23 protein-coding genes are annotated in these 26740 nt (G+C 67.7%); 16 read left to right on the forward strand and 7 right to left on the reverse strand.

Features of this window, described 5'->3' with window-relative positions:
* Positions 1-138 precede the first annotated feature (138 nt).
* The 6 genes from CJ014_RS00355 (at position 139) to CJ014_RS00380 (ending at position 6556) form a co-directional block, all read left to right on the forward strand.
* Positions 139-1125 (forward strand): ABC transporter permease, encoded by a 987-nt coding sequence (locus CJ014_RS00355; protein ID WP_165790692.1) that lies wholly within the window; start codon positions 139-141, stop codon positions 1123-1125.
* Between the two features lie 66 nt (positions 1126-1191).
* Positions 1192-2199, forward strand: a complete 1008-nt coding sequence (locus CJ014_RS00360; protein WP_100078538.1) for a substrate-binding domain-containing protein — start codon at positions 1192-1194, stop codon at positions 2197-2199.
* A gap of 94 nt (positions 2200-2293) precedes the next feature.
* Positions 2294-3850, forward strand: coding sequence for a sugar ABC transporter ATP-binding protein (locus tag CJ014_RS00365; protein ID WP_100078539.1), 1557 nt, complete (start codon positions 2294-2296; stop codon positions 3848-3850).
* Complete coding sequence (locus CJ014_RS00370; protein WP_100078540.1) at positions 3847-4884, forward strand: ABC transporter permease; 1038 nt, start codon at positions 3847-3849, stop codon at positions 4882-4884. Before CJ014_RS00365 ends, CJ014_RS00370 begins: the two co-directional genes overlap by 4 nt.
* 21 nt (positions 4885-4905) lie before the next feature.
* Complete coding sequence (locus tag CJ014_RS00375) at positions 4906-5907, forward strand: dihydroxyacetone kinase subunit DhaK (RefSeq protein ID WP_100078541.1); 1002 nt, start codon at positions 4906-4908, stop codon at positions 5905-5907.
* A 10-nt stretch (positions 5908-5917) separates the two neighbouring features.
* Positions 5918-6556: a DAK2 domain-containing protein gene (locus CJ014_RS00380; protein WP_100078542.1), complete on the forward strand. Its 639-nt coding sequence runs from the start codon at positions 5918-5920 to the stop codon at positions 6554-6556.
* Positions 6557-6638: 82 nt separating this feature from the next.
* Here the strand turns inward: CJ014_RS00380 and CJ014_RS00385 are convergent, their stop codons facing one another.
* Together CJ014_RS00385 and CJ014_RS00390 are read right to left on the reverse strand one after the other, a co-directional pair.
* The gene (locus CJ014_RS00385; protein WP_100078543.1) at positions 6639-8273 is read right to left on the reverse strand and encodes a bifunctional metallophosphatase/5'-nucleotidase; all 1635 of its coding nucleotides are present in this window, start codon (positions 8271-8273) and stop codon (positions 6639-6641) included.
* Positions 8274-8429: 156 nt separating this feature from the next.
* Entirely contained in the window at positions 8430-9329 is a 900-nt protein-coding gene (locus tag CJ014_RS00390; RefSeq protein WP_342588515.1) for a quinone oxidoreductase family protein, read from the reverse strand.
* Positions 9330-10034: 705 nt separating this feature from the next.
* On the opposite strand from CJ014_RS00390, the gene CJ014_RS00400 reads away from it, so the two are divergent.
* From CJ014_RS00400 to CJ014_RS00420, 5 genes are all read left to right on the forward strand, one after another.
* The gene (locus CJ014_RS00400) at positions 10035-11108 is read left to right on the forward strand and encodes an ABC transporter substrate-binding protein (protein ID WP_100079289.1); all 1074 of its coding nucleotides are present in this window, start codon (positions 10035-10037) and stop codon (positions 11106-11108) included.
* Positions 11109-11193: 85 nt separating this feature from the next.
* Positions 11194-12264 (forward strand): FecCD family ABC transporter permease, encoded by a 1071-nt coding sequence (locus CJ014_RS00405; protein WP_100078546.1) that lies wholly within the window; start codon positions 11194-11196, stop codon positions 12262-12264.
* Positions 12261-13082, forward strand: a complete 822-nt coding sequence (locus tag CJ014_RS00410; protein ID WP_100078547.1) for an ABC transporter ATP-binding protein — start codon at positions 12261-12263, stop codon at positions 13080-13082. The genes CJ014_RS00405 and CJ014_RS00410 overlap by 4 nt, the downstream gene beginning before the upstream one ends.
* On the forward strand, positions 13082-14035 hold the full coding sequence (locus CJ014_RS00415) for a DMT family transporter (RefSeq protein WP_100078548.1): 954 nt from the start codon (positions 13082-13084) through the stop codon (positions 14033-14035). Before CJ014_RS00410 ends, CJ014_RS00415 begins: the two co-directional genes overlap by 1 nt.
* A gap of 19 nt (positions 14036-14054) precedes the next feature.
* Positions 14055-14480 (forward strand): c-type cytochrome, encoded by a 426-nt coding sequence (locus CJ014_RS00420; RefSeq protein WP_100078549.1) that lies wholly within the window; start codon positions 14055-14057, stop codon positions 14478-14480.
* A gap of 120 nt (positions 14481-14600) precedes the next feature.
* Here CJ014_RS00420 and CJ014_RS00425 read toward each other — a convergent pair whose 3' ends face one another.
* On the reverse strand, positions 14601-17024 hold the full coding sequence (locus CJ014_RS00425) for an ATP-dependent helicase (protein ID WP_100078550.1): 2424 nt from the start codon (positions 17022-17024) through the stop codon (positions 14601-14603).
* A gap of 382 nt (positions 17025-17406) precedes the next feature.
* On the opposite strand from CJ014_RS00425, the gene CJ014_RS00430 reads away from it, so the two are divergent.
* Together CJ014_RS00430 and CJ014_RS00435 are read left to right on the forward strand one after the other, a co-directional pair.
* Complete coding sequence (locus CJ014_RS00430; protein ID WP_207765635.1) at positions 17407-17664, forward strand: type II toxin-antitoxin system ParD family antitoxin; 258 nt, start codon at positions 17407-17409, stop codon at positions 17662-17664.
* 18 nt (positions 17665-17682) lie between these two features.
* The gene (locus CJ014_RS00435) at positions 17683-17976 is read left to right on the forward strand and encodes a type II toxin-antitoxin system RelE/ParE family toxin (protein WP_342588516.1); all 294 of its coding nucleotides are present in this window, start codon (positions 17683-17685) and stop codon (positions 17974-17976) included.
* A 154-nt stretch (positions 17977-18130) separates the two neighbouring features.
* Here CJ014_RS00435 and ligA read toward each other — a convergent pair whose 3' ends face one another.
* From ligA to CJ014_RS00455, 4 genes are all read right to left on the reverse strand, one after another.
* Positions 18131-20287, reverse strand: a complete 2157-nt coding sequence (gene ligA, locus CJ014_RS00440) for an NAD-dependent DNA ligase LigA (RefSeq protein WP_100078553.1) — start codon at positions 20285-20287, stop codon at positions 18131-18133.
* A 69-nt stretch (positions 20288-20356) separates the two neighbouring features.
* A complete protein-coding gene (locus CJ014_RS00445) occupies positions 20357-20926 on the reverse strand; it encodes a hypothetical protein (RefSeq protein ID WP_100078554.1) in 570 nt (189 codons plus the stop codon).
* Between the two features lie 147 nt (positions 20927-21073).
* Positions 21074-21376, reverse strand: coding sequence for a type II toxin-antitoxin system RelE/ParE family toxin (locus tag CJ014_RS00450; RefSeq protein WP_100078555.1), 303 nt, complete (start codon positions 21374-21376; stop codon positions 21074-21076).
* Entirely contained in the window at positions 21373-21666 is a 294-nt protein-coding gene (locus CJ014_RS00455; RefSeq protein ID WP_100078556.1) for a type II toxin-antitoxin system ParD family antitoxin, read from the reverse strand. Before CJ014_RS00455 ends, CJ014_RS00450 begins: the two co-directional genes overlap by 4 nt.
* 335 nt (positions 21667-22001) lie before the next feature.
* Between CJ014_RS00455 and CJ014_RS00460 the strand changes: the two genes are divergently transcribed.
* From CJ014_RS00460 to CJ014_RS00470, 3 genes are read left to right on the forward strand one after another with little or no spacing between them, the layout of a single operon-like run.
* Positions 22002-25655, forward strand: a complete 3654-nt coding sequence (locus CJ014_RS00460; protein WP_280952318.1) for an AsmA family protein — start codon at positions 22002-22004, stop codon at positions 25653-25655.
* Positions 25652-26176, forward strand: a complete 525-nt coding sequence (locus CJ014_RS00465) for a GNAT family N-acetyltransferase (protein ID WP_100078558.1) — start codon at positions 25652-25654, stop codon at positions 26174-26176. The genes CJ014_RS00460 and CJ014_RS00465 overlap by 4 nt, the downstream gene beginning before the upstream one ends.
* A complete protein-coding gene (locus CJ014_RS00470; protein ID WP_100078559.1) occupies positions 26173-26688 on the forward strand; it encodes a dihydrofolate reductase in 516 nt (171 codons plus the stop codon). The genes CJ014_RS00465 and CJ014_RS00470 overlap by 4 nt, the downstream gene beginning before the upstream one ends.
* Positions 26689-26740: the final 52 nt, after the last annotated feature.

Consider the following 26740-nt stretch of genomic DNA (forward strand, 5'->3'; position numbering starts at 1 on the left):
AAGCCAACCTGGCTCGCCAATGCCGCCCGAGCAGACGCGACTTTTGGCTAATGCCGGCACTTGCCCTTGCGTCGTCATTAAACGTCGCCTATGATTTAGTAAATAAATAAATTGTTTAATAAACAAATGGAGGGAGCGGTGCGGAGAGTGGACGGCCAGTTTCTGGTCCTCGCTGCCATCAACGTCGTCCTGCTGGCGCTGGGAGCGGCCATTTCGGGCGGATCCTTCCTGTCCGTCTTCAATCTGCAGTCGATGGCCGGGCAGGTGCCGGAGATCGGGCTCCTGGCCATCGGCGTCATGCTGGCCATGTGTGCCGGTGACGGCGGCATCGACCTCTCGGGCATCGCCCTCGCCAACCTGTCGGGCGTGCTGTCGGCCGTGCTCGTGGCGGGTCTGGTGTCGAGCGCCGAGCAGGAGGGGCTCTACTCGGCCCTGTTCATTTTGGGCGCGTTGGTCATTGGTTTCCTGGGCGGCTTGGTCAACGGCACGCTGATCACGCGCTTCAGAATCACGCCGATCCTCTGCACGCTGGGCACGCAGATGGCGTTCACCGGCCTGGCGGTGATCGTCTCCGGCGGCAAGGCGGTGGTCGTGGGCAGCCCCGAGCCGCTGTCGTCGATCGGCAACGAATTCTGGTTCGGCGCGCCGATCAGCTTCATCCTGTTCGTCGCCGTCGCGGCGCTGATCGGCGTCGCGCTCAAGGTCTCGCCGTTCGGCCGCTGGCTGATGCTGTCGGGCTCCAACCCCAAGGCGGCGCTCTACGCCGGCTTCCCCCGCTCGGCGGTGGTCACGGCCACCTACGCGCTGAGCGGCACGCTTTCGGGACTTTCGGGCGTAATCATCGCGGCGCGTAACGTAAACGTTAAGTGGGATTACGGCGCGTCCTATCTGCTGATCGCCATCCTGATCGCCGTGATGGCCGGGGTGCGCCCGGAGGGCGGCTACGGGCGAATCGTCTGCGTCGTCTTCTCGGCCGTCGCCCTGCAGCTCATGTCCAGCCTGCTGAACTTCGGCGGACTTTCCAACTTCGTTCGCGATTTCGCCTGGGGGGCGCTGCTGCTCGCCTTCCTGGCGATCGCCCGCTACGACCTCGTCGGCTTCGTCTTCTCCGACAGGCGCCGCTAGGTCAACCGATCGCGCACCCCCACGCGTCGGACGGAAAATCCAGGGGGACTGGTGGAGGAGAAAACGATGAAGAGAAGCATTCAGACGATAGCGGCCGCGCTCCTGGCCGCAACGGCCGTCGCCGGCACGACGGGTCTCGCGATGGCCGCCGACAAGCCGGTGATCGCCACCGTCGTCAAGATCTCGGGCATTCCCTGGTTCGACCGCCTCGAGACCGGCGTCAAGGCTTTCCAGGCCGCCAATCCCGATGTCGAGGCCACCCAGTACGGTCCGGCGACCTCCGACTCGGCGCAGCAACTGCAAATCGTCCAGGATCTCGTCGCCAAGGGCGTCGACGCGCTGGCCGTCGTGCCGATGGACCCGGCCGTGCTCGAGGGCACGCTGAAGCGCGCCATGGAACGCGGCACCGTCGTCGTCACCCACGAGGCGGACAATCAGGTCAATACCATGGCCGACGTCGAGGCCTTCGACAATTCCTACTACGGCGCCTCGCTCAACGAGCGCCTTGCCCAGTGCATGGGTCAGAAGGGCAAGTGGACGACCTTCGTCGGCTCGCTCGGCAGCCGCACGCACATGCAGTGGGTCGGCGCCGGCGAGGAAAATGCCAAGAAATACCCGGACATGGTGCTGGTCGATCCCAACAACGAGTCGTTCGACGACGCCAACGGCGTCTACGAAAAGGCCAAGGAGCTGCTGCGCAAGCATCCGGATCTCGCCGGCTTCCAGACGTCGGCCGGCAACGACGTGCTCGGCGTCGGCCGCGCCATCGAGGAGGCCGGCCTTGCCGGCAAGGTCTGCCTGGTCGGCACCGGCCTGCCGAACCCGTCGGCGCCCTATCTCGATTCAGGCGCCATCACCGCCATCGGCTACTGGGATCCCCAGAAGGCCGGCATGGCGATGAACGTCGTCGCCAAGCTGCTTCTCGAGAAGAAGGAGCTCAAGTCCGGCATGGACCTCGGCGTCGAGGGCTACAACAACGTCACCGTCACCAAGGGCGCCGGCGACGGCCTCCTGGTGGTCGGCAACGGCATGGTGCTCGACGACAAGGACAGCTACAAGGCGCACCTCTTCTGATCGCCCCAAACCGCAATGAGAACCCGAAGGACTCCGGTCCTTCGGGAACCCCGGTGGTTCGCCGTTCCGGGCGGCCCCGGTGCGTCGTGAAAGGATGCTGGGAGTGGCGGAAGACTCTGAGGCCAACCATTGTTTCCTGCAATTGAGGCAGATCCACAAACGGTTCGGCGGCGTCCACGCGCTGCGCGGCGTCGACCTGGCGCTGGAACTCGGCCAAGCCTATCACCTGCTCGGCGAGAACGGCTGCGGCAAGAGCACCGTCATCAAGGTGATGTCGGGCGCCATTGCGCCGACCGAGGGTGAAATCGTCCTGAACGGCGAAAGCTTCTCGGCCCTGACGCCCATTCAGTCGCTAGCTGCTGGCATCGAGACGGTCTACCAGGACCTGTCGCTGATCCCCAACCTGTCGGTCGCCGAGAACGTCGCCCTCAGCGAGCAACTGGTGCATGGCGAGGGCCGCCTTGCCCGCCGGCTCGACAGAAATCAGTTGCGGGTCACCGCCAGCACGGCGCTCGCCTCGGTCGGGCTGCCGACCACCCGGACCTTCCTGACGACCGCCGTCTCCGACCTGCCGCTCGCCCAGCGGCAGCTCGTGGCCATCGCCCGTGCCATTGCTACCAAGGCGAAGCTGGTGATCATGGACGAGCCGACGACCTCGCTGACCCGGCGCGAGGTTGAGAACCTGATCGAGGTGGTGGCCCGCCTGCGGGCCGACAACATCGCCGTGCTGTTCGTCACCCACAAGCTCGACGAATGCTACCGCATCGGCGGCCATGCCATCGTCTTTCGCGACGGCGAATGCGTGGCCCAGGGACCGCTTTCGAGCTATAGCAAGGCCGACATCGCCGAGTTGATGACCGGCCGCAAGATCGACGCGCATCGCTACCGCGCCGGCAAGCCCGCCGAGGAAAAGCTGCTGGCCGTGCAGGGGCTAACCGCCGCACCCAATTTCTTCGACGTCGAATTCAGCCTCCGCAAGGGCGAGATCCTCGGCATCACCGGCCTCGCCGATTCCGGCCGCAACGAGCTGGCGCTGGCCATTTCCGGCGTGCGCCCGGCCGATGCCGGCTCGATCGCCGTCGGCGGCGCGGCGGCCCGCATCCGCCATCCCTCCGACTCCATCCGCCACGGCATCGGCTACGTGCCGGAAAACCGCCTCGACGAGGGCCTGTTCCTCGAGAAGTCGATCCTCGACAACGAGATCGCGTTGGTGGTGGCCAGGCTGGCCAATGCCTGGGGCGTCATCGACGACGGCAAGGGACGCGACATCGCGGCCGGGGTGGCGAGGGACATGCGCCTCAACACCACCGACATCGACATGCCCGTCGGCTCGCTGTCCGGCGGCAACCAGCAGCGCGTGCTGATCGGCCGCTGGCTGACCATCGAACCGAAAATCCTGCTGCTGCACGGCCCGACGGTCGGCGTCGACGTCGGCTCCAAGGACACCATCTATCGCGCCATCCAGGTACTGGCCGAGCGGGGCATCGGCCTCATCGTGATCAGCGACGACCTGCCGGAACTGCTGCAGAACTGCGACCGCATCCTCGTGATGAACGGCGGCCGCTTCGTCGCCGACCTCGATGCCTCCCGGGCGACCGAGGAGGACATCTATCGCGCCATGCTGGCGTCAACGCCGGAGACCGTCCAATGACCCTGTTTCCGATCGAAAAGACCGGGGCCGCCGAGCGGGACGCCGGCGATCGCCTGAGCATTGGCGGCTTCGTCCGCAGGCATCCCGAGACGGTGACGGCGGCGATGCTGGTGGCGATCTGCGTCGCGGTCGCCATCCTCAACCCCGATTTCCTGCAGCCTTCGTCGCTGATCGACATCGTACGCGCCAGCGTCGTCACCGGCCTGTTCGCGCTCGGCGTGTTCGTCATCCTGGCCGCCGGCGGCATCGACGTCTCCTTCACCGCCATCGCCGCGCTGACCATGTATTCGATCACGCTCCTGACGACGCGCTATGCGCCGGGCCTGCCGATGATCCTGGTGCTGGTGCTCGCCGTCGGCGGCGGCATGCTGCTCGGCATGTTCAACGGCCTCTTGGTCTATAATTTCGCGGTGCCGGCGATGATCGTCACCATCGGTACCCAGTACCTGTTCCGCGGCATCCTGCTGGCCTTCGTCGGCACCGTCTGGATCATGGCGCTGCCCGAGCAGATGCTCACCTTCGGCCGGGCGCCGATGGTGCAGTTCGCCAATTCCAACGGCGCCGTCGTCACGCTGCCGCTCTACGTGCTGGTGCTGCCGGCCGCGGCCGTGCTGACCTGGTGGATCCTGAACCGCACGCTGATGGGCCGGGCGATCTTCGCCATGGGCGGCAGCGCCCGGGTCGCCGAGCGGCTCGGCTACAACCTCAGGACCGTCCATCTGTTCGTGTTCGGCTTCGCCGGGGCGTTGGCGGGGCTCGCCGGCATCATCCACGTCTGCAGCAACCGCCTGGCCAACCCGTTCGATCTGGTCGGCACCGAGATCAACGTCATCGCGGCCGTCGTGCTCGGCGGCGCCCGCATCACCGGCGGTACCGGCACGGTGATCGGCACGCTGCTCGGCGTGCTGCTGGTGACCGTCATCAACAACGTGCTGGTGATGGTGGGCATTCCCAGCACCTGGCAGCGCTTCGTCGTCGGAACGTTCATCCTGCTGGCCGCGGCCTTCTTCGTCGTTCGCCAGCGCCGGACCTGACCCTCTCAAGAAGGAAACGCCATGAAGAAATTTCTCAACGCTCCCGCGGATTTCGTCGACGAGATGCTGGAGGGCATCTACGCCGCCCATCCCGACGTCACCTACACCAACGACGACAAGCGCTGCTACGTCACCGCCCATCCCAAGAAGGGCAAGGTGGGCATCGCCACCGGCGGCGGCTCCGGCCACCTGCCGCTGTTCCTCGGCTATGTCGGCGACGGCATGCTCGACGGCTGCGCGGTGGGCGGCGTGTTCCAGTCGCCGAGCTCGGACCAGATGTACGAGGTGACCAAGTACATCGACCAGGGCGCCGGTGTGCTCTACATCTACGGCAACTACACCGGCGACATCATCAACTTCGACATGGCCGCCGAGATGGCCGACGTCGACGGCATCCGCGTCAGGTCGGTAGTGGGCAACGACGATGCCGCCTCGTCGATCGTCGGCGAGGAGCACAAGCGGCGCGGCGTCGCCGGCATCTTCTTCGTCTACAAGGCGGCCGGCGCGGCGGCGGCCGAAGGCCTCGACCTCGACGAGGTCGTCCGCCTCGCCGACAAGGCGCGCCTCAACACCCGCACCATCGGCGTGGCGCTGTCGAGCTGCGTCGTGCCGGAGGTCGGGCACGCCACCTTCTCGATCGGCGACGACGAGATGGAGATCGGCATGGGCATCCACGGCGAGCCCGGCATCAGCCGCAAGAAGCTCGCGCCGGCCGACGCCGTGGTCGACGAGATGATGGAGCGCATCTTCGGCGAGCAGGATTACGGCGCGGGCGGCGAGGTGGCCGTGCTGGTCAACGGCCTCGGCGGCACGCCGCGCGAAGAGCTCTACATTCTCTATCGCCGTGTCTCGCAGCTGTTCGCCGAGCGCAGCGTCAAGGTCAGGCACGTGTGGATCGGCGAGTTCGCCACCGCCATGGAGATGGCCGGCGCCTCGATCTCCGTCCTGAAGCTCGACGGCGAACTCGCCCGCCTGATGGCGGCGCCGGCGCGCACGCCGTTCTTCACCCATGTCGAGCGCTGAGGATAGGGCGATGCAGGCACTGACAGCCAATGACGTGGCCGGTCTGTTCGCGGCGCTGGAAAAGACGTTCTCCGACCAGCGCGAGTTCCTGATCGCACTGGACGGCAAGGTCGGCGACAGCGATCTCGGCATCACCATGAGCAAGTCGTTCACCGCCGCCCACGCCGCCGTTGTCGCCGCGGCCGACGCGTCGGTCGGCAAGCTGTTCGGCAGGGCCGGGCTGTCGATCGCCAAGGCGGCTCCCTCGACCATGGGAACGCTGACCGCCACCGGCTTCATGCGCGGCGGCAAGGCGGTCGAAGCGGCGACGACGATCGGCACCGCCGAGATGGCTGCCTTCTGGCGCGCCTATCGCGACGGCGTCCAGGAGCGCGGCAAGGCCAAGGTCGGCGACAAGACGGTGCTCGACGTGCTCGACCCGATCGCCGTCAGCCTGGAGGCGTCGGCGGCGGCCGGCAAGCCGCTCGATGAAGCGCTCGCCGAGGCCGCGCAGGCGGCATCGGAGGCGCTCGAAGCCACCAGGCTCCTGGTGGCGCAACACGGCAAGGCGGCGGCGTTCCAGGAGAAGTCGCGCGGCCTGCAGGACGCCGGCGCCACCGTCGCCGTGTTCATCGTCGAGACCATGGCGAACTTCGTGAAGGCGGGCTGACACTTCCTCCGGGTGTCAGGACAAATGAAGCCGGGGCATGCGGTCATGGCATGCCCCGGCTTCGTGCATTTGGTGGCCGGCCTTACTTCTTCGGCGGCACGTAGCCGGCCGGCGTCGCGTCGGTGATGCGGCCGTCGGTATAGGGCGTGTAGGGATTGTGGGTGGTCAGGTATTCGGCCACCACGTCCTCGAGGTTGGGGCCGTAGTCGTAGGCGTTGACCGCCTTGTCGGCGAAGGTCTTGAAGCCGTCGCCGCCGGCGCGGACGTAGTTGTTGGTGACGACGCCGTAGGTCTTGGCCGGGTCGAGCGGCACGAAGGCGTCGCCTTCCTTGACCTCGACGCCGGTGATGCGGCTGCCGACCGGCTTCGAGCGGTCGAAGGTGTATTTCAGGCCGGACACCTGCGGGAAGCGGCCGGCGCCCTCGTCGACCTGGCTGACGCCGTTCTCCAGCGCTTCCCTGATGCCGTCGCCGGTGATCTGGAAGGTGGCGAGCGTGTTCTGGAACGGCAGCACCGTCAGCACCTCGCCCATGGAGACGTCGCCGGCGTCGATCGACGCCCGGAGACCGCCGCCGTTGGCGATGGAGATGGTGATGCCCTGGCCGGCGACGCGCTCCAGCGTCGCGTCGGCGACGAGGTTGCCCATCGAGCATTCGACGGCGCGGCAGGATTTGCGGTCGCCGTCGATGATGGCGGCGGACGAGCCGACGATCTTGACCTTCAGTTCCTCGAGCGGCTTGCCGAGCTCCTCGACCCGCGCGACATAGCCTTCGTCCGGCTTGACCGAGGCGTCGAGCAACAGCGGCGCACCCTTGGCGGCCGTGACGACGCCCTTGTCGTCGAAGGTGACGGTGAGGTCGCCGAGATACTTGGAATAGGCGTAGGCGGTGACGATCGGCACCGGCACGCCCGACGGGCTGTTGACCAGCGTCGGATAGGGGCCGGCCGCCTTGTCGTCGGTGGACGACAGGTAGGTGTGGCTGTGGCCGCCGACGATGACGTCGATGCCGTCGATCTTGGAGGCGATCTCCTGGTCCTTGAGGTAGCCGACGTGGGTGAGGGCGATGATCTTGTCGACGCCCTCGGCCTCGATCTCCTTCACCGCCTTCTGCAGATAGGTCACCTCGTCCTCGAAGGTGATGTCCTTGCCCGGCGAGGAGGTCTCGGCGGTGTCGGTGGCCAGCACCGAGACGACGGCCACTTTCTGGCCGCCGATCTCCTTGACGACGTAGCCCTTGTACTTGCCGTCGAGCAGCGAGCCCTTGGCGGGAACCGTGTTGCCGGAAATGATCGGGAACTTCACCGCGCCGATCAGCTTGTCGAGCTCGGCCGGACCGTCGTCGAACTCGTGGTTGCCGATGGCCATGGCGTCGAAGCCGATGCCGTTCATGAACTCGGCGACCGGCCCGCTCTTGAAGGTGCTGTAGTAGAGCGAGCCCTGGAACTCGTCGCCGGCGTCGAGCACCAGGAGATTGGCGCCGGAGAGTTCCTGGCGCTTGCCGTCGATGGCGCTCTTGACGCGGGCGATGCCGCCGAAGCACTCGCCGGCCTGGCTTTCCTCGGCCGAGCAGGTCGAATCGAACTTGTTGATCGGCTCGATGCGGGAATGAAGATCGTTGATATGCAGGATGGTGAGCTGGAAGTCGGCCAGCGCCGTGCCGGCCGAAAGCGCCAGTGCGCCCGCCGAAAGAATGCCGATGGCCAGTCTTTTCGTCATGCTCCTGTCTCCCCGTTCATGCGGCGCCGGCCGTGCGCCGTGGCCGCCCAGGCAATCTTGGCGTGTCCGGCCGGCCGGCTTCAAGCGGCAATGCGCAGTTTTGCACGCCGAGGATCGGCTTTTATGACGAGAGAAACACTTTGGTCGGTCCCGGCCTCAAGGCGTCATGATGACCCGGCCGATCGTGGTGCGGTTCTCGGCGCAGGCATGCGCGCGCGCCGCTTCCGCGAGGGGAAAGGTTTCGGCGATGATCATCTCCAGTTCGCCCTGCGCGGCTCTTTCCAGCATGTCGCTAACGGTGCGGTGGACCGGCGGCTTTTCGAACTGCGTGCCCATGAAGACGCCCAGCAGCGTTTGATTGTGCTGAAGCGCCGGCCAGAGATTGGGGGCGAGCGAGCTGCCGCCGGCATTGCCGACAAACACGAGGCGCCCCTCGGGCTTCAGCGCCGCAAGCGAGCCGTCGAGCGTCGAGCCCACCGGATCGATGACGAGGTCGACGCCGTCCCCAGCCGTCAGCCGCTTCACCTCCTGGAGGACATCGACCTGCCGATAGTTCACGGTGTGGTCGGCACCGAGAGCGATGAGCCGTTCGGTGCGTTCCGGCCCGGAGACCGTTGCAACCACCCTGGCGCCGGCCCTATGAGCCAACTGGATGGCGGCAAGGCCAACGCCACCGGCACCAGCCTGGACCAGCACGATTTCCCCGGCCGTCAGGGCTCCCCTGGCGAACAGGCAGTGATGCGCGGTTCCGAACGAGATCGGCAGCGCCGCCGCCGCGGCCATGCCGAGACCGGCCGGCACCGGCCAGGTTCTGCTCGCCTTGACTGCCCTGAGGCTGGCGTGCGACCCGTCGATGTCGAAACTCGTCACCTTCTGGCCGACATGACGGTCACGGACATTGGCGCCGACCGCCAGCACTTCGCCGGCCGCCGCGTAGCCGGGGACGTGGCCGGGCTCCAGCGGCAGCGCCGCGCGGGTGATGACGTCGCCGCCTTCGATCGAGATCGCCTCGACGCGGATCAGTACGCCATCGGGCGGGCAGGCGGGGTCGGGCATGTCCACGTAACGCAAAACATCCGCGCCGCCCGGTTGGTGATAGATCACAGCCTTCATATCGATGCCATCCAGTCCCGTACCTGAGCGCACTCAGGCAGATGTTCACAATCGAGGATTGGTCCCACCGGATACAGGAGCGGACAAAGCCAAAAAACTCACGTTTTGGTGAGTTTATTCAGTCGTTTGCCGGCTTCGGGCTTGCGGGCGGTCAGGCCTTGTCGAGGAGGCTGTCGACCACCCGCTTCCGGCCGGCCTTGTCGAAATCGACGGTGACCTTGTTGCCGTCGACGGCGGCGACCGAGCCGGGGCAGGCGGGTTCGAGCGGGAAGATGTTCGGCGGACTGCATCGCCGTGGCCTCTCGTCGGTCGAACATCCGGCCCGAGTGTCAATGCCGAGAACCGGCCTCTTCGACCCGAGGGGCCGCCCCGCTCCTATGCGGGGTTTTCCTTAATGAAAATGACTTGCAATATCATCTTGGAAAATGCTTTCCTTCCCCATGGAGGGATTTTCTATCTTCTTAGGCAATAGGTCCAAGTACCTTGCCCGCCCCATCCCGCCGCCGGAGGATGACGCACTGGTCTTTTGGCCGGCGGCCTTCGGGAAGACTTGGATATATTCCAAGTTTTGCACCCATTCCGCGACATGAACTCGACAACTCGAGAGGTCCGTATATGCATTTCTCCAAGAGCCTGGCCTTTTCTCTGATGGCTGCGTCCCTGTTCACCGGCGTGGCGAATGCCGAGGTGAAGACCATCACGGATGTCATCGGCCGCGAGGTCGAGGTCGACCTGCCCGCCAAGCGCATCGTTCTGGGTATGTATTACGAGGACTTCATGGCGGTCGGCACCGCCGCTGCTTATGACAACGTTGTCGGTATCTCGAAGGACGTCTGGGCCGGCTGGGTCCCGGCCAACTGGGCGATGCACGTCGCGGCGCGGCCTTCGCTCGACCAGATTCCCGACGTCGGCGAAGTCGAGGCGCAGAATTTCTCGATCGAGAAGGTGCTGAGCCTCAAGCCCGACCTCGTGGTTCTGGCCGACTGGCAGTATCAGGGGCTCGGCCTCGACGTCGACCACATCGAGGAAGCCGGAATTCCGGTCATCGTCGTCGACTACAACGCCCAGACGCTCGAGCGGCATCTGGCATCGACCCGCCTGTTCGGCGAGATCACCGGCCAGACGGAGCGGGCCGAGGAGATCGCCGCCTTCTACGAGACCGCTCTGAACGACGTCGCCGCCCGCGTCGCCAAGGCCGGCGGGCCGAAGCCGAAGGTCTATGTCGAGTTCGGCAACAAGGGACCGGCCGAGCACTCCTTCACCTACGGCAAGAACATGTGGGGAGCGATGGCGACGGCTGCCGGCGGCGACAACATCGCCGCGCCCTTCGTCGAGTGGTGGGGGCCGATCAACCCCGAGCAGGTGCTGTCCGCCAAGCCAGACGCGATCTTCATCGCCGGCCGCGAGAACAACAAGAGCGAGACGGCGCTGCCGATGGGACAGCAGGTCGACGCCGCCGAGGCCCGCGCCAAGCTCTCGGCTTTCGCCGGCCGCCCCGGCTGGTCCGATCTGCCGGCCATCAAGAACGGCAAGCTGTTCGGCGTCTACCAGGGCGCCTCGCGCACGCTTTCCGATTTCGCCATGGTGCAGTTCATCTCCAAGCAGCTCTACCCGGAAGCCTTCGCCGACGTCGATCCGGTCGCCAACTACCTCGGCTACTACGAGAAATACCTGCCGGTGAAGCCGGCCGGCACGTTCGCCATCTCGGCAGCCGAGGGCTGACGGCAAGCGCTTTCCGAAGGCCGGGGCGGCCTGCCGTTCGCCCCGGCCGAAATCGCTTCCTTCCGCCGACACGGAGCCAGTTCTCATGCCGACCTCGAAGGCCGACATCGTTGCCGACGTCGACGCGACACTCACCATCTTGCAGCATCGCCGCCGCGAAGGCCGCCGGTGGCGCGTTACCGGCCTGTTCGCGGCCATCCTTTCAGCATCAATCGTTCTCGACATCGCGACCGGGCCATCCATGCTGTCGCCGGCCGAGGTGCTGCGCTCGCTCACCGGCTGGGCCGAGCGGGCGCCGATGACCGACGCCATCGTGCGCAGCCTGCGGCTGCCGATGGCGCTGATGGCGCTCGTCGTCGGCGCGGCGATGGGGGCCGGCGGGGCACAGATGCAGACCCTGCTCGCCAACCCGATGGCCAGCCCCTACACGCTCGGCATGGCGGCCGCGGCCGGCTTCGGCGCGGCGCTGACGCTGACGGTCGGCGGCTTCGGACTGCCCGACATGGTGGCGGTGCCGGTCGGCGCCTTCATCTTCTCCATGCTGGCGGCCGGCTTCCTGCTGGCGCTGACCGCCCTGCGCCGGCGCGGCGGCGATACGATCATCCTCGGCGGCATCGCCGTGCTGTTCCTGTTCCAGTCGCTGGTCTCGCTCATCCAGTTCATCTCCTCGCCGGAGCTGTCGCAGCAAATCCTGTTCTGGCTGTTCGGCAGCCTGACGAAGGCGACGTGGACGACCCTTTCGATCACGGCGGCGGTGACGGTCGTCTGCGGCATCCTGCTGTTTGCCGACTCCTGGAAGCTGGCGGCGCTGTCGATGGGGGAGATGCGGGCGGCAAGCCTCGGCATCAACGTCCGGCGGCTGCGCTTCAAGGTGCTGGCCATCGTCGCCATCATGACGGCGACGGCGACGAGCTTTGTCGGCGTGATCGGCTTTATCGGCCTGGTCGCCCCGCATGTCGCCCGCATATGCGTTGGCGAGGACCAGCGCTTCTTCCTGCCGATGTCGATGCTGGCCGGGGCGCTGATGCTGTCGGCCGCCTCGGTGCTTTCCAAGTCGATCGTGCCGGGGGCGCTGTTTCCGATCGGCATCGTCACCGCGCTGGTCGGCGTGCCCTTCCTGCTCTGGCTGATCTTCCGCAGGGGAAGCGTCGCATGATCCGCCTCGACGACATCGCCATCCGCCGGGGCGGCGTGGACCTGATGACCGGCGTTTCGTTCACGATGCAGCCGGGCTCCGTCTACGCGGTGATCGGCCCGAACGGCGCCGGCAAGACCTCGCTGCTGCGGGCGATCTTCGGCGACCTGCCGCTCAGCGCGGGCGCCATCACCGTCGGGAGGGACAGGCTGACGGCGGCGGGCGGCCGGCGCTTCCGCGAGCCGCGGCGCTGGCGCGACCGCTTCGCCTACATGCCGCAGGACACCCATCTCGACGTTGCCCTGACCGTGCTCGAAGTGGTCGTCCTCGGCCGTCTCGGCCGGCTGGGGCTGCATGTCGACGACGCGACGCTGGCCCTCGCCACCGAACGCCTGAGGGAGGCGGGCATCCTGCATCTCGCCGACCGCTACATTTCGACGCTGAGCGGCGGGCAGCGGCAGATGGCCCTGTTCGCCCAGGTGCTGATGCGCGAGCCCACGGCCATGCTGCTCGACGAACCGGTGAGCGCCCTCGACCTGCGGCATCAGATCCACCTCCTGGATCTCGTGCGCCGGGAAACCCGCAAGCGCAATCTCACCACGGCCGTCGTGCTGCACGACCTCAACCTGGCCTGCCAGTTCGCCGACCGGATCGTGGTGCTGAGGCCCGGCGGCCTTTCCGCCTTCGGTCCGCCGCAGGAGGTCATGACGGCCGAGCTCATCGCCGAAACCTACAGGGCGCGCGTGGAAATCCTGCGCGACAGTTGCGGGCGCCCCGTCATCCAGCCGCTCGGCGAGATGGGGGAGGCCGTTTCCGGGGCGGAGGGACGGGAACCGTGATGCCGGCCGGGCCGCTGCGGCCCTCCTTCCTGGACAGCGTCACCGGCGACATCCTCCTCCGGCTCGGGGCGACCTTCCTGTTCGCCCTCATGAGCCTGTCGGTCCGCCTCGCCGCCGTCGAGGCGCCGGTCGGCCAGATCGTCTTCTGGCGGTCGGGCGTGGCGCTCCTGCCTATCCTTATCTACCTCTGGTGGCGCGGCGACTTGCCGAAAGGGCTGATGACGCGCCGGCCGTGGGGACATTTCAAGCGCAGCGCGCTCGGCGCGGCGGCGATGTTCCTGTCCTTCCTGTCGCTCGCCCACCTGTCGCTGGCGCTCGCCACGGCGCTGTCGTTTCTCGCGCCGCTGATCGTCGTCCCGGCGGCGATCGTCTTCCTGCGGGAGCGCCCGGGCGGCATCGTCGTCGGGGCCACGGTCGCGGGCTTTATCGGCGTCCTTGTGATGCTCGCTCCCGCCTTCGTCCGCCCGGACGCGGGCCTCGGCACGCTGATCGGCGTCGGCGCCGGCGTGCTCTGCGCCGTCGCCACCGCGTTCGCCAAGATCGAGATCAAGAAGCTGACCGCGACCGAAACGCCCGCCGCCATCGCGTTCTATTTCGCCGTCGTCTCCGCGGCCGGCGGTCTCGCGACGCTGGCCTTCGGCTGGGCCGAGCCGTCGACACGCGGCCTTCTGGCGTTGATAGCCTCCGGTCTCCTCGGCGGCCTCGCCCACATCGCCATGACCGAGGCGATCGCCAGGGCGCCGGCGTCGACGCTCGCCCCTTTCGAATATACCTCGATGATCTGGGCGGTGCTGTTCGATCTCGTCGTGTTCGCCCTGCCGCCCGATCTCTTCGGTTTCACCGGAGCGCTGGCCATCGTGGCCGCCGCGGCCGTGGTCGGCATGAGCTCGAACGGACCGAGGCCCGCGCGCCGGGCGCCGGCATCGGCCGCCCGTCCGTTTTCATCGTCCTGATCGACAAAAAGGAAGCCAAGTGAAGTACACAGTTCCGGCCCTGATCCTGTCCGTGCTGATTCCGGCGCCCGCCCTCGCCGATGGCGACCCCGCCAAGGGCAAGAGGGTCTTCAACAAGTGCGCCATCTGCCACGCCGTCGGTCCCGATGCCAATGCCAAGGTCGGCGTCGAGCTCAACGGCGTCGTCGGCCGTCCCATCGCCTCGGTCGAGGGGTTCGACTATTCGCCGGCTCTGCAGGCATTCGGGGCCGGCGGCAAGGTCTGGGACGAGGCCACGCTTTCGGCCTACCTCGCCGATCCCATGAAATTCATCGACAAGGGAAAGATGGCCTTCGTCGGCATCAAGAAGCAGAACGAGATCGACCACCTGATCGCCTATCTCAAGACGTTCGATCTCGATGGATCCCTGCGCCAGTCCGGTCCGGCCCCCCAGATCGCCGACTGATGCGATCGCAATCGGTGTAGATCCCCATGCGTCCTGGCGGACGCATGGGGATCTAGTCTTTTGTTCCCGCATCGGATTTACCGAAAACCGGATTCCACTTTTCGGTCCGATGCTGTAGCCCTAGTTGCCGGCACGCTCCAGGAAGCTGTCGACCACCCGCTTCTGGCCGGCCTTGTCGAAATCGACGGTGACCTTGTTGCCGTCGACGGCGGCGACCGAGCCGGGGCCGAACTTGACGTGGAACACCCGGTCGCCGGCCGCGAATTTCGGCGCGCCTTCCACCACCGACTTGGCGATCAGCTCGCCCTCGATCAGCTTGGGCTGGCCGCGGCCGTAGGACGGTTGCGCCGGCGAGGAGAAGCCGCCACGGCCGGTGGAGCCGGCCGCCTTCTGGGCCTTCTGGGCGCGCTGCCAGCCGGGCGTGTCGTAGTTGGACTGGAAGCGCTCGACGCTGTCGAAGCGCGAGGCGCCGTAGGGATTCTGGCGGCCGAAGGACGAGCCGTAGCCGCCGTAGGCGCTGCCGGTCTCCTTGATCTCGACGTGGCCCGCCGGCAATTCGTCGAGGAAGCGCGAGGGGATCGACGACTGCCAGGAGCCGTGGATGCGGCGGTTGGAGGTGAACCAGATCAGGCAATGCCTTTTCGCGCGCGTCAGGCCGACGTAGGCGAGGCGGCGCTCCTCCTCGAGGCCGGCTCTACCGCCCTCGTCGAGGGCGCGCTGGTGCGGGAACAGGCCTTCCTCCCAGCCGGGCAGGAACACGGTGTCGAATTCGAGGCCCTTGGCCGAGTGCAGCGTCATGATCGAGACGGCGTCGAGCTGCTCGCCGGCATCACGGTCCATCACCAGCGAGATGTGTTCGAGAAAGCCTTCCATGCTCTCGAACTCGTCCATGGAGCGGATCAGCTCCTTGAGGTTTTCGAGGCGACCCGGCGCATCGGCCGAGCGGTCGTTCTGCCACATGGCGGTGTAGCCGCTCTCGTCGAGGATCAGCTCGGCCAGCTCGGTGTGCTTCATGGCGGGAACGAGGTCGCGCCAGCGGCCGAGGCTGTCGAGGAAGTCGCGCAGCGCCGTGCGCGTCTTGCCCTTGAATTCCTCGGTGGCGACCAACTGGTGGGTCGCTTCGGTGAGCGGCACCCCCTCGGCCCGGCCGTAGTCGTGCAGCGTGCGGACGGAGGTGTCGCCGATGCCGCGGCGCGGCGTGTTGACGATGCGCTCGAAGGCGAGGTCGTCGGCCGGCTGCATGACGATGCGGAAATAGGCGAGGGCGTCGCGGATCTCGGCCCGCTCGTAGAAGCGCGGGCCGCCGATGACGCGATAGGGAATGCCGGAGGTGACGAAGCGGTCTTCGAACTCGCGCATCTGGAAGGAGGCGCGCACGAGGATGGCGATGTCGTTGAGCGGCGTGCCGCCCCGCTGATAGCGCTCGATCTCGTCGCCGATCGAGCGGGCCTCCTCCTCCGAATCCCAGGCCGAGGCGACGAACACCTTGTCCTCGTCGTCGGCCTGCGGCAGGTCGGTGAACAGCGTCTTGCCGAGCCGCGCCTCGTTGTGGGCGATCAGGTGCGAGGCGGCGCCGAGGATATGGGCGGTGGAGCGGTAGTTGCGTTCGAGCCGGATCACCTTGGCGCCGGGGAAATCGCGCTCGTAGCGCAGGATGTTGTCGACCTCGGCGCCTCGCCAGCCGTAGATCGACTGGTCGTCGTCGCCGACGCAGCAGATGTTGTGCGAGCCCTGGGCCAAGAGGCGCAGCCAGAGATACTGGACGACGTTGGTGTCCTGGTACTCGTCGACCAGGATGAAGCGGAAGCGCTTGTGGTAGTCGGCCAGCACGTCCGGGTTCTCACGCAGCAGCGTCACCGCCTCGAGCAGCAGGTCGCCGAAGTCGACGGCGTTGAGTACCTTCAGCCGCGCCTGGTAGGCGGCGTAGAGCTCGCGGCCGCGGCCGTTGACATAGGCGCGCGCCTCGCCCTCGGGGATGTCGGCGGGCCTCAGGCCCTTGTTCTTCCAGCCGTCGAGCGCCGAGGCGAACTGGCGGGCCGGCCAGCGCTTCTCGTCGATGCCATCGGCCTGGATCAACTGCTTGATCAGGCGGATCTGGTCGTCGGTGTCGAGGATGGTGAAGTTGCTCTTGAGGCCGACCAGCTCGGCGTGCTTCCTCAACATGCGGACGCCGATCGAGTGGAAGGTGCCGAGCCAGGGCATGCCCTCGACGACGCCGCCGACCAACTGGCCGACGCGCTCCTTCATCTCGCGTGCCGCCTTGTTGGTGAAGGTGACGGCGAGGATCTGCGAGGGAAAGGCGCGGCGCGTCGCCAGGATATGGGCGATGCGGGTGGTCAAGACGCGCGTCTTGCCGGTGCCGGCGCCGGCCAGCACCAGCACCGGGCCATCCAGCGTCTCCACCGCCTCGCGCTGCTCGGGGTTCATGCCCTGCAGGTAGCCGCCGGCGGCGCCTGGACGGGCGGCGGCCATGGCGCGGGCGGCGATGCCCAGCGAGGGGGAGGCGTCGAAATCGCTGTCGTCGTGATTCTGGGAAGCGGTCATGACGAGAACAATAGAGCAACGGCGCGGCGGTTGCGAGAGTGTCGTGTTTGCGGTCCCCCTTGGTCCGCCATTTCGACAATCTTCTCCCGCTCCTGCGGCCCAAGTTTGCGCGGCCGTCCGAAACCTCACCACGCTGGCGCGCCATCTCGCGGTCGCGGGCGGGGCCGCCCAACGGAAGCGCTGCCGGCAAACATACAACCGGCCTTCGCCCGCTCCATCGAGATACGGTCAGGCAGGATGACGCGTCACATTAGGACGAAGAATCCGAAAACCGAGCCTCGCCACGCTCACCACAAAATAGTGGTTTATAGTGTTTGACACTTCTCGTGCCGCCGCCCATAGTAGAACAAGAGGAGTACGAGCCATGAAGCCAGCGGGGCAGATGACCATCACCCTGACAGACGAACTGGAGCAGTTTGTCCGTTCCGAGGTCAACGAAGGCGCTTTTGCGTCCAACAGCGAGTACATCCGGGAACTTGTCCGCGAGCGCTACCGGAAAAAGATGGCGCGTGACGAAAAGCTCAAGGCGCTGGATGCCGCCCTGGCGCGCGGGATCGCGGACGCGGATGCGGGCAGGGGCCTGCCCCTCAAGGAGGCGTTTCAGCATATCCGCGCCACGCTCGGTCTGCCCTCCGACTGAAAGCCCGCCGTCGTGAAAGTGATCTTGACGGATCAGGCCCTTGGCGACCTGATCGCCATTGGCCGTTACATCCAGCAAGACAATCCGGCCCGGGCGGTCACATTCATCGCCGAACTGGAAGAAAAATGCGTGCAGATCGGCCGAGCGCCGCAAGCTTTCCCGCTCATCCCCGGCCGGGAAGCCTCCGGCATCCGGCGGAGGGTCTACAGCAATTACCTGATCTTTTACCGCGTCCGGGACAATACCGTCGACGTTCTTCACGTCCTGAACGGCGCCATGGATTACGAACCGATTCTTTTCCCGGACGCCTAGCGGAAGGCAAACCCCGTTTGCCGCTGCGGCCGCAATGCACAGCAGTGGCGAAGGCACAGGACCTCAGGCCGAAAAGGGTGCGAGGCGGCTATAGGGCTCCATGCGGACGATGCGTTAGCTTGGAACTCTGCGCTTCCGGTGTTCTTGGGGCTCGCTAAAGCCCCCTGATCCGTTCAAGCCAGGTGTCCTCGTCGATCACCTCGATGCCGAGCTCGGCCGCCTTGGTCAGCTTGGAACCGGCGCCGGGGCCGGCGACCACCAGGTCGGTCTTCTTCGACACCGAGCCGGCCACCTTGGCGCCGAGCCGCTCGGCGGTGGCCTTGGCCTCGTCGCGCGTCATCTTCTCCAGCGAGCCGGTGAAGACCACGGTCTTGCCGGCCACCGGGCTGTTGGTGGTGACCGGCGCCTCGGCGTCGAGCGGCGTGATCTCGTTGAGTAACGCGTCGATGGCGGCGCGGTTGTGATCCTCGCCGAAGAAATCGGTCAGCGCCTCGACCACCACTACGCCGACGCCGTCGATGGCGTCGAGCTCGGCCAGCGTCTCCGGGTCGCGGGCGGCGGCCTTCCGCATGGCGTCGTAGAAATGATCCCACGAGCCGTAGGCGCGGGCGAGCAGCTTGGCGTTGCCCTCGCCGATGTGGCGGATGCCCAGGCCGAAGATCAGCCGGTGCAGGTCGATTTTCCGCCGCGCCTCGATGCTCTCGAAAAGGTTCCTGACCGAGGTGGCGCCGAAGCCGGGGAAGTTGGCGAGCCGGTTGAGGCCGGTGGCTTCGCGCCTGGCGAGCGTGAAGATGTCGACCGGTGTGCGGATGGCAAGGTGCTCGTCCTCCAGCGCGTGGAAGAACTCGATCTGCTTGTCGCCGAGGCCCTCGATGTCGAAGGCGTGGCGCGACACGAAATGCTTGAGGCTTTCCACCTGCTGCGCCGGGCAGATCAGGCCGCCGGTGCAGCGGCGCACCGCGTCGGTCTTGCCGGTCTTCTCGTTGGTCTCGCGGGTGGCGTGGCTGCCGCAGCGCGGGCAGAGGGTCGGGAAGGCATAGGGCACGGCGTCATCAGGGCGCTTTTCGATCAGCACGTCGACCACCTGCGGGATGACGTCGCCGGCCCGCTGGATCACCACGGTGTCGCCGATGCGGATGTCGCGGCCGTCGCGCAGCGGCGCGCCGTCCTGGCCGATACCCTTGATGTAGTCCTCGTTGTGCAGCGTGGCGTTGGAGACGACGACGCCGCCCACCGTCACCGGCTCCAGCTTGGCGACCGGCGTCAGCGCGCCGGTGCGGCCGACCTGGATCTCGATGCCCTTGACGGTGGTGGAGGCGCGCTCGGCCGGGAACTTGTGGGCGGTGGCCCAGCGCGGCGAGCGCGAGCGGAAGCCGAGCCGCTCTTGTAGCGCGAGACTGTCGACCTTGTAGACCACGCCGTCGATGTCGTAGCCGAGGTCGGCGCGCCGGCTTTCGATCAGCCGGTAGTGGGCGAAAAGCTCCTCTTCCGAATAGCAGCGTATCATCAGCGGGTTGACGGTAAATCCCCAGTCGGCGAAGCGCATCACCGTGTCGTATTGCGTCAAGGCCAGCGGCTCGGACAGGTCGCCCCAGGCATAGGCGAAGAAGCTGAGCGGCCGGCCGGCCGTCACCTTGGGGTCGAGCTGGCGCAGCGAGCCGGCGGCGGCGTTGCGCGGGTTGGCGAACAGCCGGCCGTTGTCGTTCATCATCCGCTCGTTGAGGGCGGCGAAGTCGGCCTTGCGCATGTAGACCTCGCCGCGCACCTCGACCACGTCGGGCGCGCCCGGTGGCAGCTCGTCCGGGATCTCGGCGATCGTCCGGACGTTGGCCGTCACGTTCTCGCCGACGGTGCCGTCGCCGCGCGTCGCCGCCGTGACGAGGCGGCGATCCACGTAGCGCAGCGACATGGAGAGGCCGTCGATCTTCGGTTCGGCGGTGAACACCGGCGTCTCGGTGGTGCCGAGGAAGTTCCTGACCTGCTTGACGAAATCGTGGAGGTCGGCCTCGCTGAACAGGTTGTCGAGCGACAGCATCGGCCTGACATGGCGGACCTCCGAGAAGGCTTCCGACACCGGCGCTCCCACCTTGAGCGACGGCGAATCGGAGCGGACGAGTTCGGGAAAGCGCGCCTCGATCTCGCGGTTGCGGGCGCGCAGCGCGTCGTAGTCGGCGTCGGAAATCTCCGGCGCGTCGTTGCCGTGATAGAGCCGGTCGTGACGGGCGATCTCGGCGGCGAGGCGTTGAAGCTCGGCGGCGGCCTCCTCCTGGGTGAGGTCTTCGACAGGAATGGAGGAAGTCTCGGCCGACATCGCGCGTCTCCCGTTGGGGCTCGTTCTGACGCCCGGTTAGAACGTAAGCCTAGGCAGCATGCAAGCCTGTCAGAAGGCGGCAACAGCGGTCGTCACCATCAGCGCGCCGGCGAAGGCGGCGAGCACGCCGGCGGTCGCCCGGTTGAGGGCGCCGGCGCCGACATAGCGGCGGCCGAGACGGCCGAGGACGAGGCCGGCAAATCCCCAGACCGCCGTCGCTACGGCGATGGCGGCCGCCGTTCCGGCCACCAGCGCCGGCGACGGCGGGCCGGGCGGCAGGACGGCGAAGGCGAGCACCAGCGCCTTGGGGTTGATCAGGGTGATCAGGAACACCCGGCGCGTCGGCACCACTGTCCCCGCCGCCGGATCGGCGCGCCAGATTTTCACCGCCGACAGGACGAGCGCCGCCGCCGCCAGGAGCTTCAGGACAGGGGCGGCGGCCGGCGCGGCCTCGGCGAGCAGGCCGGCGCCGAGGCCGAGCAGCGTCAGCGCCAGCCCATAGGCGAGAAGAACGGCGCCGATTGCACCCGGCAGGCGGCGGAGGCCGCCCGTTGCCGTGGCGGCGGCGACCAGCGCGTTGGTCGGGCCGGGCAGCAGCAGGAGCAGGAGGGCGGCGGACAGCGGAACGGCAAGCGGCATGACGGCCTTGAGGGGATCACCATAAGGGTCACTCCGAATGCCATATTTTCCGGTCGGGAAAAAGCGGCTCCGGTATGGGTTCCGTTGGTTTGGGTTGGAGCCGAAGGCCTCATCGGGCGCTGGATGTCAAAAGTCGGCGATGGCGGTCTACGGCGCTTCTTCCAGATCGATGTCCCGTCCGGCGTGGAACATCCTCAGGATGATGACTGTATCTCCGGAAACTGTGAAGGCGATCGTCGCCTTGCGACGGAATCCAGCTAGGCGGAGGCCAGGCCGGATGTCGTCGCGCAACGTGCCGCGTTCGGGGAAAGTCTCGAATCCCAGGCAATAACCATAGATCGTGGCAACATAGTCCCGCGCGACGCGTGCTCCCGCCCTCGGCAGGAGGTAATCATACAGCGCCGCAAAGTCGCGCTGAGCTTCGACCGCGAACCGCACGGCATATTTCATTTCCCGGACGCCGGGTCGACCGCCTTGGCGTCCATATGCGCCTGAAGCTGCCGCCATGTTTCGGCGGCGCTGGCCGTCGTTCCGGCCGGATCGGCCTCAACGGCGTCGAATGTCGCGGCGACTTCCTCGCGCAACCATTTCTCGACGATGGAATCACGGGTGGCGAGAATCCGCAGGCCATCCCGGACGACTTCGCTCTCCGTGGCATATTGGCCGGAGCTGACTTTGGCTCGGACCATCTCCGCCATGTCGTGGGGCAGCGTGATGCTGAGCGATCGGGTCGTGCGCATGGGGAACGTCCTCGGTTGCTGTCCGGCTTTCATAGCACGAAGCACGATTTAATCCTACAGCCCTTTTGGCTTGGCCTCCTTTCGGTGCTCAAACAGCGAGGTTGATTCCATCGCCCGCAGGGGGCTGCCCGCGGAATGGTCAATTCTGTCTTAATCCCGTTTCCCAGCGGCGTCGCGATTTGCTAAGTCTTCCGGAAGGGGCGGTGGCGCCATGGTGCGATGTTTGCACGGCGGCGCGATGGCCGGTCGGGGCGTGGCGCGGCGGACGGTGAGCGACGCCATCGCCCGAGGGCGGGTAAACGGGAGCCAAAGCGCTGAATTCGCTGTATTTCGGTATCGGATTCACGGTCATCCTGGCGCTCCTCGTGGCGCTGGTCGGGCCGCTGTTTGTCGATTGGACGGCCTATCGGGCCGCTTTCGAGACGGAAGCGGCGCATGTCCTGGGACACAAGGTGTCCGTTCGCGGCACGGCCGACGCCAGCCTTCTGCCCTATCCCTCGCTGTCCTTCTCCGACGTGGTGATCGGCGACGACCCCAACGCGCCGCTGATGACCGTCGGCCGCTTCAACATGGAGATCGAGCTGTTCCCACTGCTGTCGGGGGAAATCCACGTTACCGAGATGCAGGTGGTCCAGCCCGAGCTCAACGTCCGCATCGACGACGACGGCGCCTTCGAGTGGATGGCCGCCGAGGGCGGCATCGGCATCAACCCGAGCCGGGTGATGCTGTCGGGCGTCGACATCGAGGACGGCCGTCTCGTCGTCTCCGACGCGCGGCACAGCCGGCCGGTGGTGGTGGACGGCATCGAGGCCCGCCTCGACGCGCCGGCGCTGGCCGGTCCCTACAAGGTGGAAGGCACGGCGCGGGCCGGCGGCGACACCTTCACCATCAAGGCGGCGACCGGCGCCGCCTCCGGCAACGGCGCCTTCGCGCTCAAGGCCAACGTGCGCTCGGCGGTTCATCCGGTGGTCGCCAATTTCGACGGCCAGCTCAAGATCGCCAACCACCGGCCGACCTGGGCCGGCAAGGCGACGCTCGACCGCCTCATCGCCAAGGAGGACCAGGCGACCTTGCCCTGGTCGCTCGCCGCCGATCTCGACGTCTCCAACCGGGCGGTGCTCGCCAAGGCGCTGGAGTTCCGCTACGGCGCCGAGGAGCGGCCGTTCACCATCTCCGGCGCCGCGACGCTGGATCTCGCGGCGGTGCCGAGCTTCGAGGCGGTGCTCTCGGCCCGCCAGATCGATCTCGACCGGACGCTCGGCGAGGGACCGGACAAGCCGGTGTCCTTCGACGGGGCGCTCGCCGCCTTCGGCGCGACCATCGCCGGCCTGCCGGTGCCGAGCGTGCCCGGCCGCATCGGCTTCGACATTCCCGGCGTGGTGGTCGGCGGCAACATCGTCTCCGATCTCCGGGCCGACCTCGTCACCGCCGCCTCCGGCTGGACCATCGACACGCTGGAGGCGACGCTGCCGGGCAAGTCGTCGCTGACCGCGCGCGGCGCGCTCGCCACGGCGCCGACCGTCGGCTTCAACGGCGACGTCACGCTCGCCTCCGACCAGCCGGCGACGCTGATCGCCTGGTGGGCGCCCGACCGGCCGAAGCTCGGCCTCGATCCCTTCCGCCTGTCGGCCAAGGTCACCGCCTCGGCGGACGGGCTGGCGCTGCAGGACGTCGACGCCCGCCTCGACGAAGGCCGGGTGAGCGGTTCGCTCGACTTTTCGCCCGGCGTCGCCGGCCGCAAGCCGCGACTGACGCTGTCGCTCGACGCCGACCAGCTCCGCCTTTCCGACGTGCAGACGGTCGCCGGCCTCGCCACGGGGCAGGGCGCCGGCGCCGACGTGGTGGTCAAGGCGGCGATCGGATCGCTAATCGCCGGCGACGCCCGCGCCGAAGGGTTCGACGTGTCGGCTTCGCTGGTCGATTCGACGCTCGACGTCGACCGCTTGTTCGTCCGCTCGCTGTCCGGCGCCCGCGTCACCGCCGCCGGCACCATCCGCGACGTGACGACGACGCCCGACGGCTCGATCCAGATGCGGGTCTCGGCGGAAAAGCTGGACGGCATCGCCGATCTCGCCCGCGCGCTCGTCCCCGACACGCCGGCCGCCGCCTTCCTGCGCGACGCCGCCCCCCATCTCGGGCCGGCCAGCCTGGAAGGCACTGTGCAGGCCAGGGCGTCGGGCGAGGGCACCGATATCCGGGTGGACCTGAACGGCTCGGCCGCCTCCACCAACATTCGCGGCGAGCTCGCCTTCAAGGGGCGGATCGACGCCTGGGACGCCGCCGACATCTCCACCGACGTCAGCCTCACCGGTCCCGACGGCGCCGAGCTGATGCGCCAGTTCGGCCTTGCCGTGCCGGAGGTCGGCCGGCCGGGCGCCGGCAGCCTGACGCTGTCGGCCATGGGCAAGTCGAAGGACGGCCTCGCCGTGGTGCTGCGCGGCGCCATGGGGCCGACCGAGGTGACGCTCAACGGCTCGGCGACGCTGACGCGCGGCGCCGCGCCGAGCGCCGAGCTCGACCTCGACCTGAAGTCGCCGGACGTCGGCTCGCTCCTGGTGCTCACGGGCAACATCGTCCAGGGCGTCATCGGCTCGACGCCGGCCGACGTCGCCGCCCATCTCTCCATCGGCAACCGCAAGGTCCTGGTCAACCGCATCGAGGGCAAGCTCGACGAGGTGCCGACGGCCGGCGACATCGCCATCGATTTCGCCCCCAACGTGCCGAAGGTGACCGGCAGCCTGTCGTTCGACGAGGGCTCGCTCGCCGGCCTCGGCGAGGCCATACTCGGGCCGGCGGTGTTCGATTTCCCGATCGTCCAGAGCCGCAATCCCTGGCCGGAGGCGCCGTTCGGCGCGGCGCTGATCGACGGCTTCGACACCGATCTCGCCCTGAAGTTCGACCGGCTCGACATCGAGGGCGGACCGCCGGCCAAGGGCGTGTCGCTGTCGCTGGCCAGCAACGCCTCGGGCACCGGGCTCGACGGCATCTCGGCGACGCTGGCCGGCGGCAAGCTGTCCGGCGACCTGATGATCAAGCGCGATCTCGACGGCACGGCAGGCGTTTCCGGCACCTTGCGCCTCGATGGCGCGGCGGCCGAGGAATTCGCCTGGCGGCGCGACGACCGGCCGATGGTGACCGGCGCCTTCAGCATCGACACCCAGATCAACGCCACCGGCCGGACGCTGGCCGGCTGGATGTCGTCGCTGACCGGCGGCGGCAGCTTCTCGGTTCAGAAGGGCCGGCTCGCCCACATGACGACGCGGGCCTTCGACCAGGTGATCCGGCTGGCCGACGCCGGCAAGGAGCTTAGCGAGGACCGCATCCGCCAGGCCTTCACCGATAATGTCGACATGGGCGATCTCGCCTTCGACCGGCTCGACGCCGCCTTCACGCTGGCCGGCGGCACGTTCCGGGCGCCGAACATCGTCGTCTCGGGCAAGGACGGCGCCACCACCGGCTCGGCGACGGTGGACATCGCCCGCGCCACCGTCGACAGCGAATGGCGGCTTTCGCTCGATGCCGGCGACGCGGCGGCCGCCGGCGGCGTGCCGCAGGTGTCGGTGCTGTTCAAGGGGCCGGTCGCCAATCCGTCGCGCCGCATCGACGTCACCGCCTTCGCCTCATACCTCGGCATCCGCGCGCTCGAGAAGGAGACGCAGCGCGTGCTGACCATGCAGGCCGACATCCTCGAGCGCGAACTGCTGTCGCGCCAGGTGCTGCGCGACCGCGAGGCGCTCGACCGCCGCAACCGCCTGATGCTGGAGGCGCGCGAACGGGCCGCCGCGGCGGCGCTCGCCGAGAAGGCCAAGGCGGCGGCGCTCCTGGCCGCCCAGAAGGCGCGGGCGGAAAAGACCGCCGATCCGCTCGACGCCATCGGAAAAATCCTCGAAGACGGCGCGGCGCCCGCCCGGCCCGGCGCCAAACTGAAGGAGTTGCCGAGCTCCGACGTCGGCCTGCCGCCCGGCGGCGTGACGGAGACCGCGCCATGAGCCCGCCGTCCGACCGTCCCGGCCGCCATCGCCGCCCGAAGCCGACCACCCGCGCCGCCACGCCCGGCGACGTCGAGGTCATCGTCGGCTTCGTGCGTTCGCTCGCCGCCTACGAGAACCTGTCCGAGAAGATGGTGGCGACGCCGGAGGACTACGCGGCCGCCTTCTTCTCGGACAATCCGCGCGTCTTCTGCGAGCTCGGCTTCATCGGCGACAAGCCGGCCGGCATCGCCGTCTGGTTCTATTCCTTCTCGACCTTCCTCGGCCGGCACGGGCTCTATCTCGAGGATATCTTCGTCGATCCGACGGCACGCGGCCAGGGCGTCGGCAAGGCATTGCTGGCCCGGCTCGCCCGGCGCTGCGTCGACGAGGGGCTCGGCCGCTTCGAATGGACGGTGCTCGACTGGAACAAGTCGGCCATCGGCTTCTACGCGGCGATGGGCGCGCCGCTCAACGACAGTTGGCTGCCGGTGCGCATGACGCGCGAGGCGATCGAGAAGCTGGCGAAGGAGTGCCCATGAGCCGACCGCTTCTCGACATCGTCGTCGCCATGGCGGAGAACGGCATCATCGGCCGCGACGGCGACATGCCCTGGCGCCTGCCGACCGATCTCAGGCATTTCAAGGCGCTGACGCTCGGCAAGCCGATGGTGATGGGGCGCAGGACCTTCGAGGCGATCGGCCGGCCGCTGCCGGGGCGGGAGACCATCGTCGTGTCGCGCGATCCGGCGTTCGCGCCCGACGGCGTCAGCGTGCTCTCCGACCTCGACGCGGCGCTGGAGACGGCAGGGGCGAGCGCCGAGGCGAAGGGCGTTGCGTCCTTCGTGGTGGCCGGCGGCGGCGTGCTCTACGCGGCCACCATCGGTCGCGCCGACCGGCTCTACGTCACCCGCGTCGCCGCCTCGCCGGAGGGCGACACCCGCTTTCCGCCGATCGATCCGGCGGTCTGGGTGCTGGACGCCGCCGAGCCGATGGCGCGCGGCGAGCGCGACAGCGCCGACGCCACGTTCGAGACCTGGCTGCGGCGCCGCTGATCCGCGCCAAAAGAATCGGTCACGGATGGTTGATCGGCGGGCCCTCGCACCC

Origin of the sequence: Pleomorphomonas carboxyditropha, assembly GCF_002770725.1 — a bacterium.
In the GTDB taxonomy this organism is placed as follows: domain Bacteria; phylum Pseudomonadota; class Alphaproteobacteria; order Rhizobiales; family Pleomorphomonadaceae; genus Pleomorphomonas; species Pleomorphomonas carboxyditropha.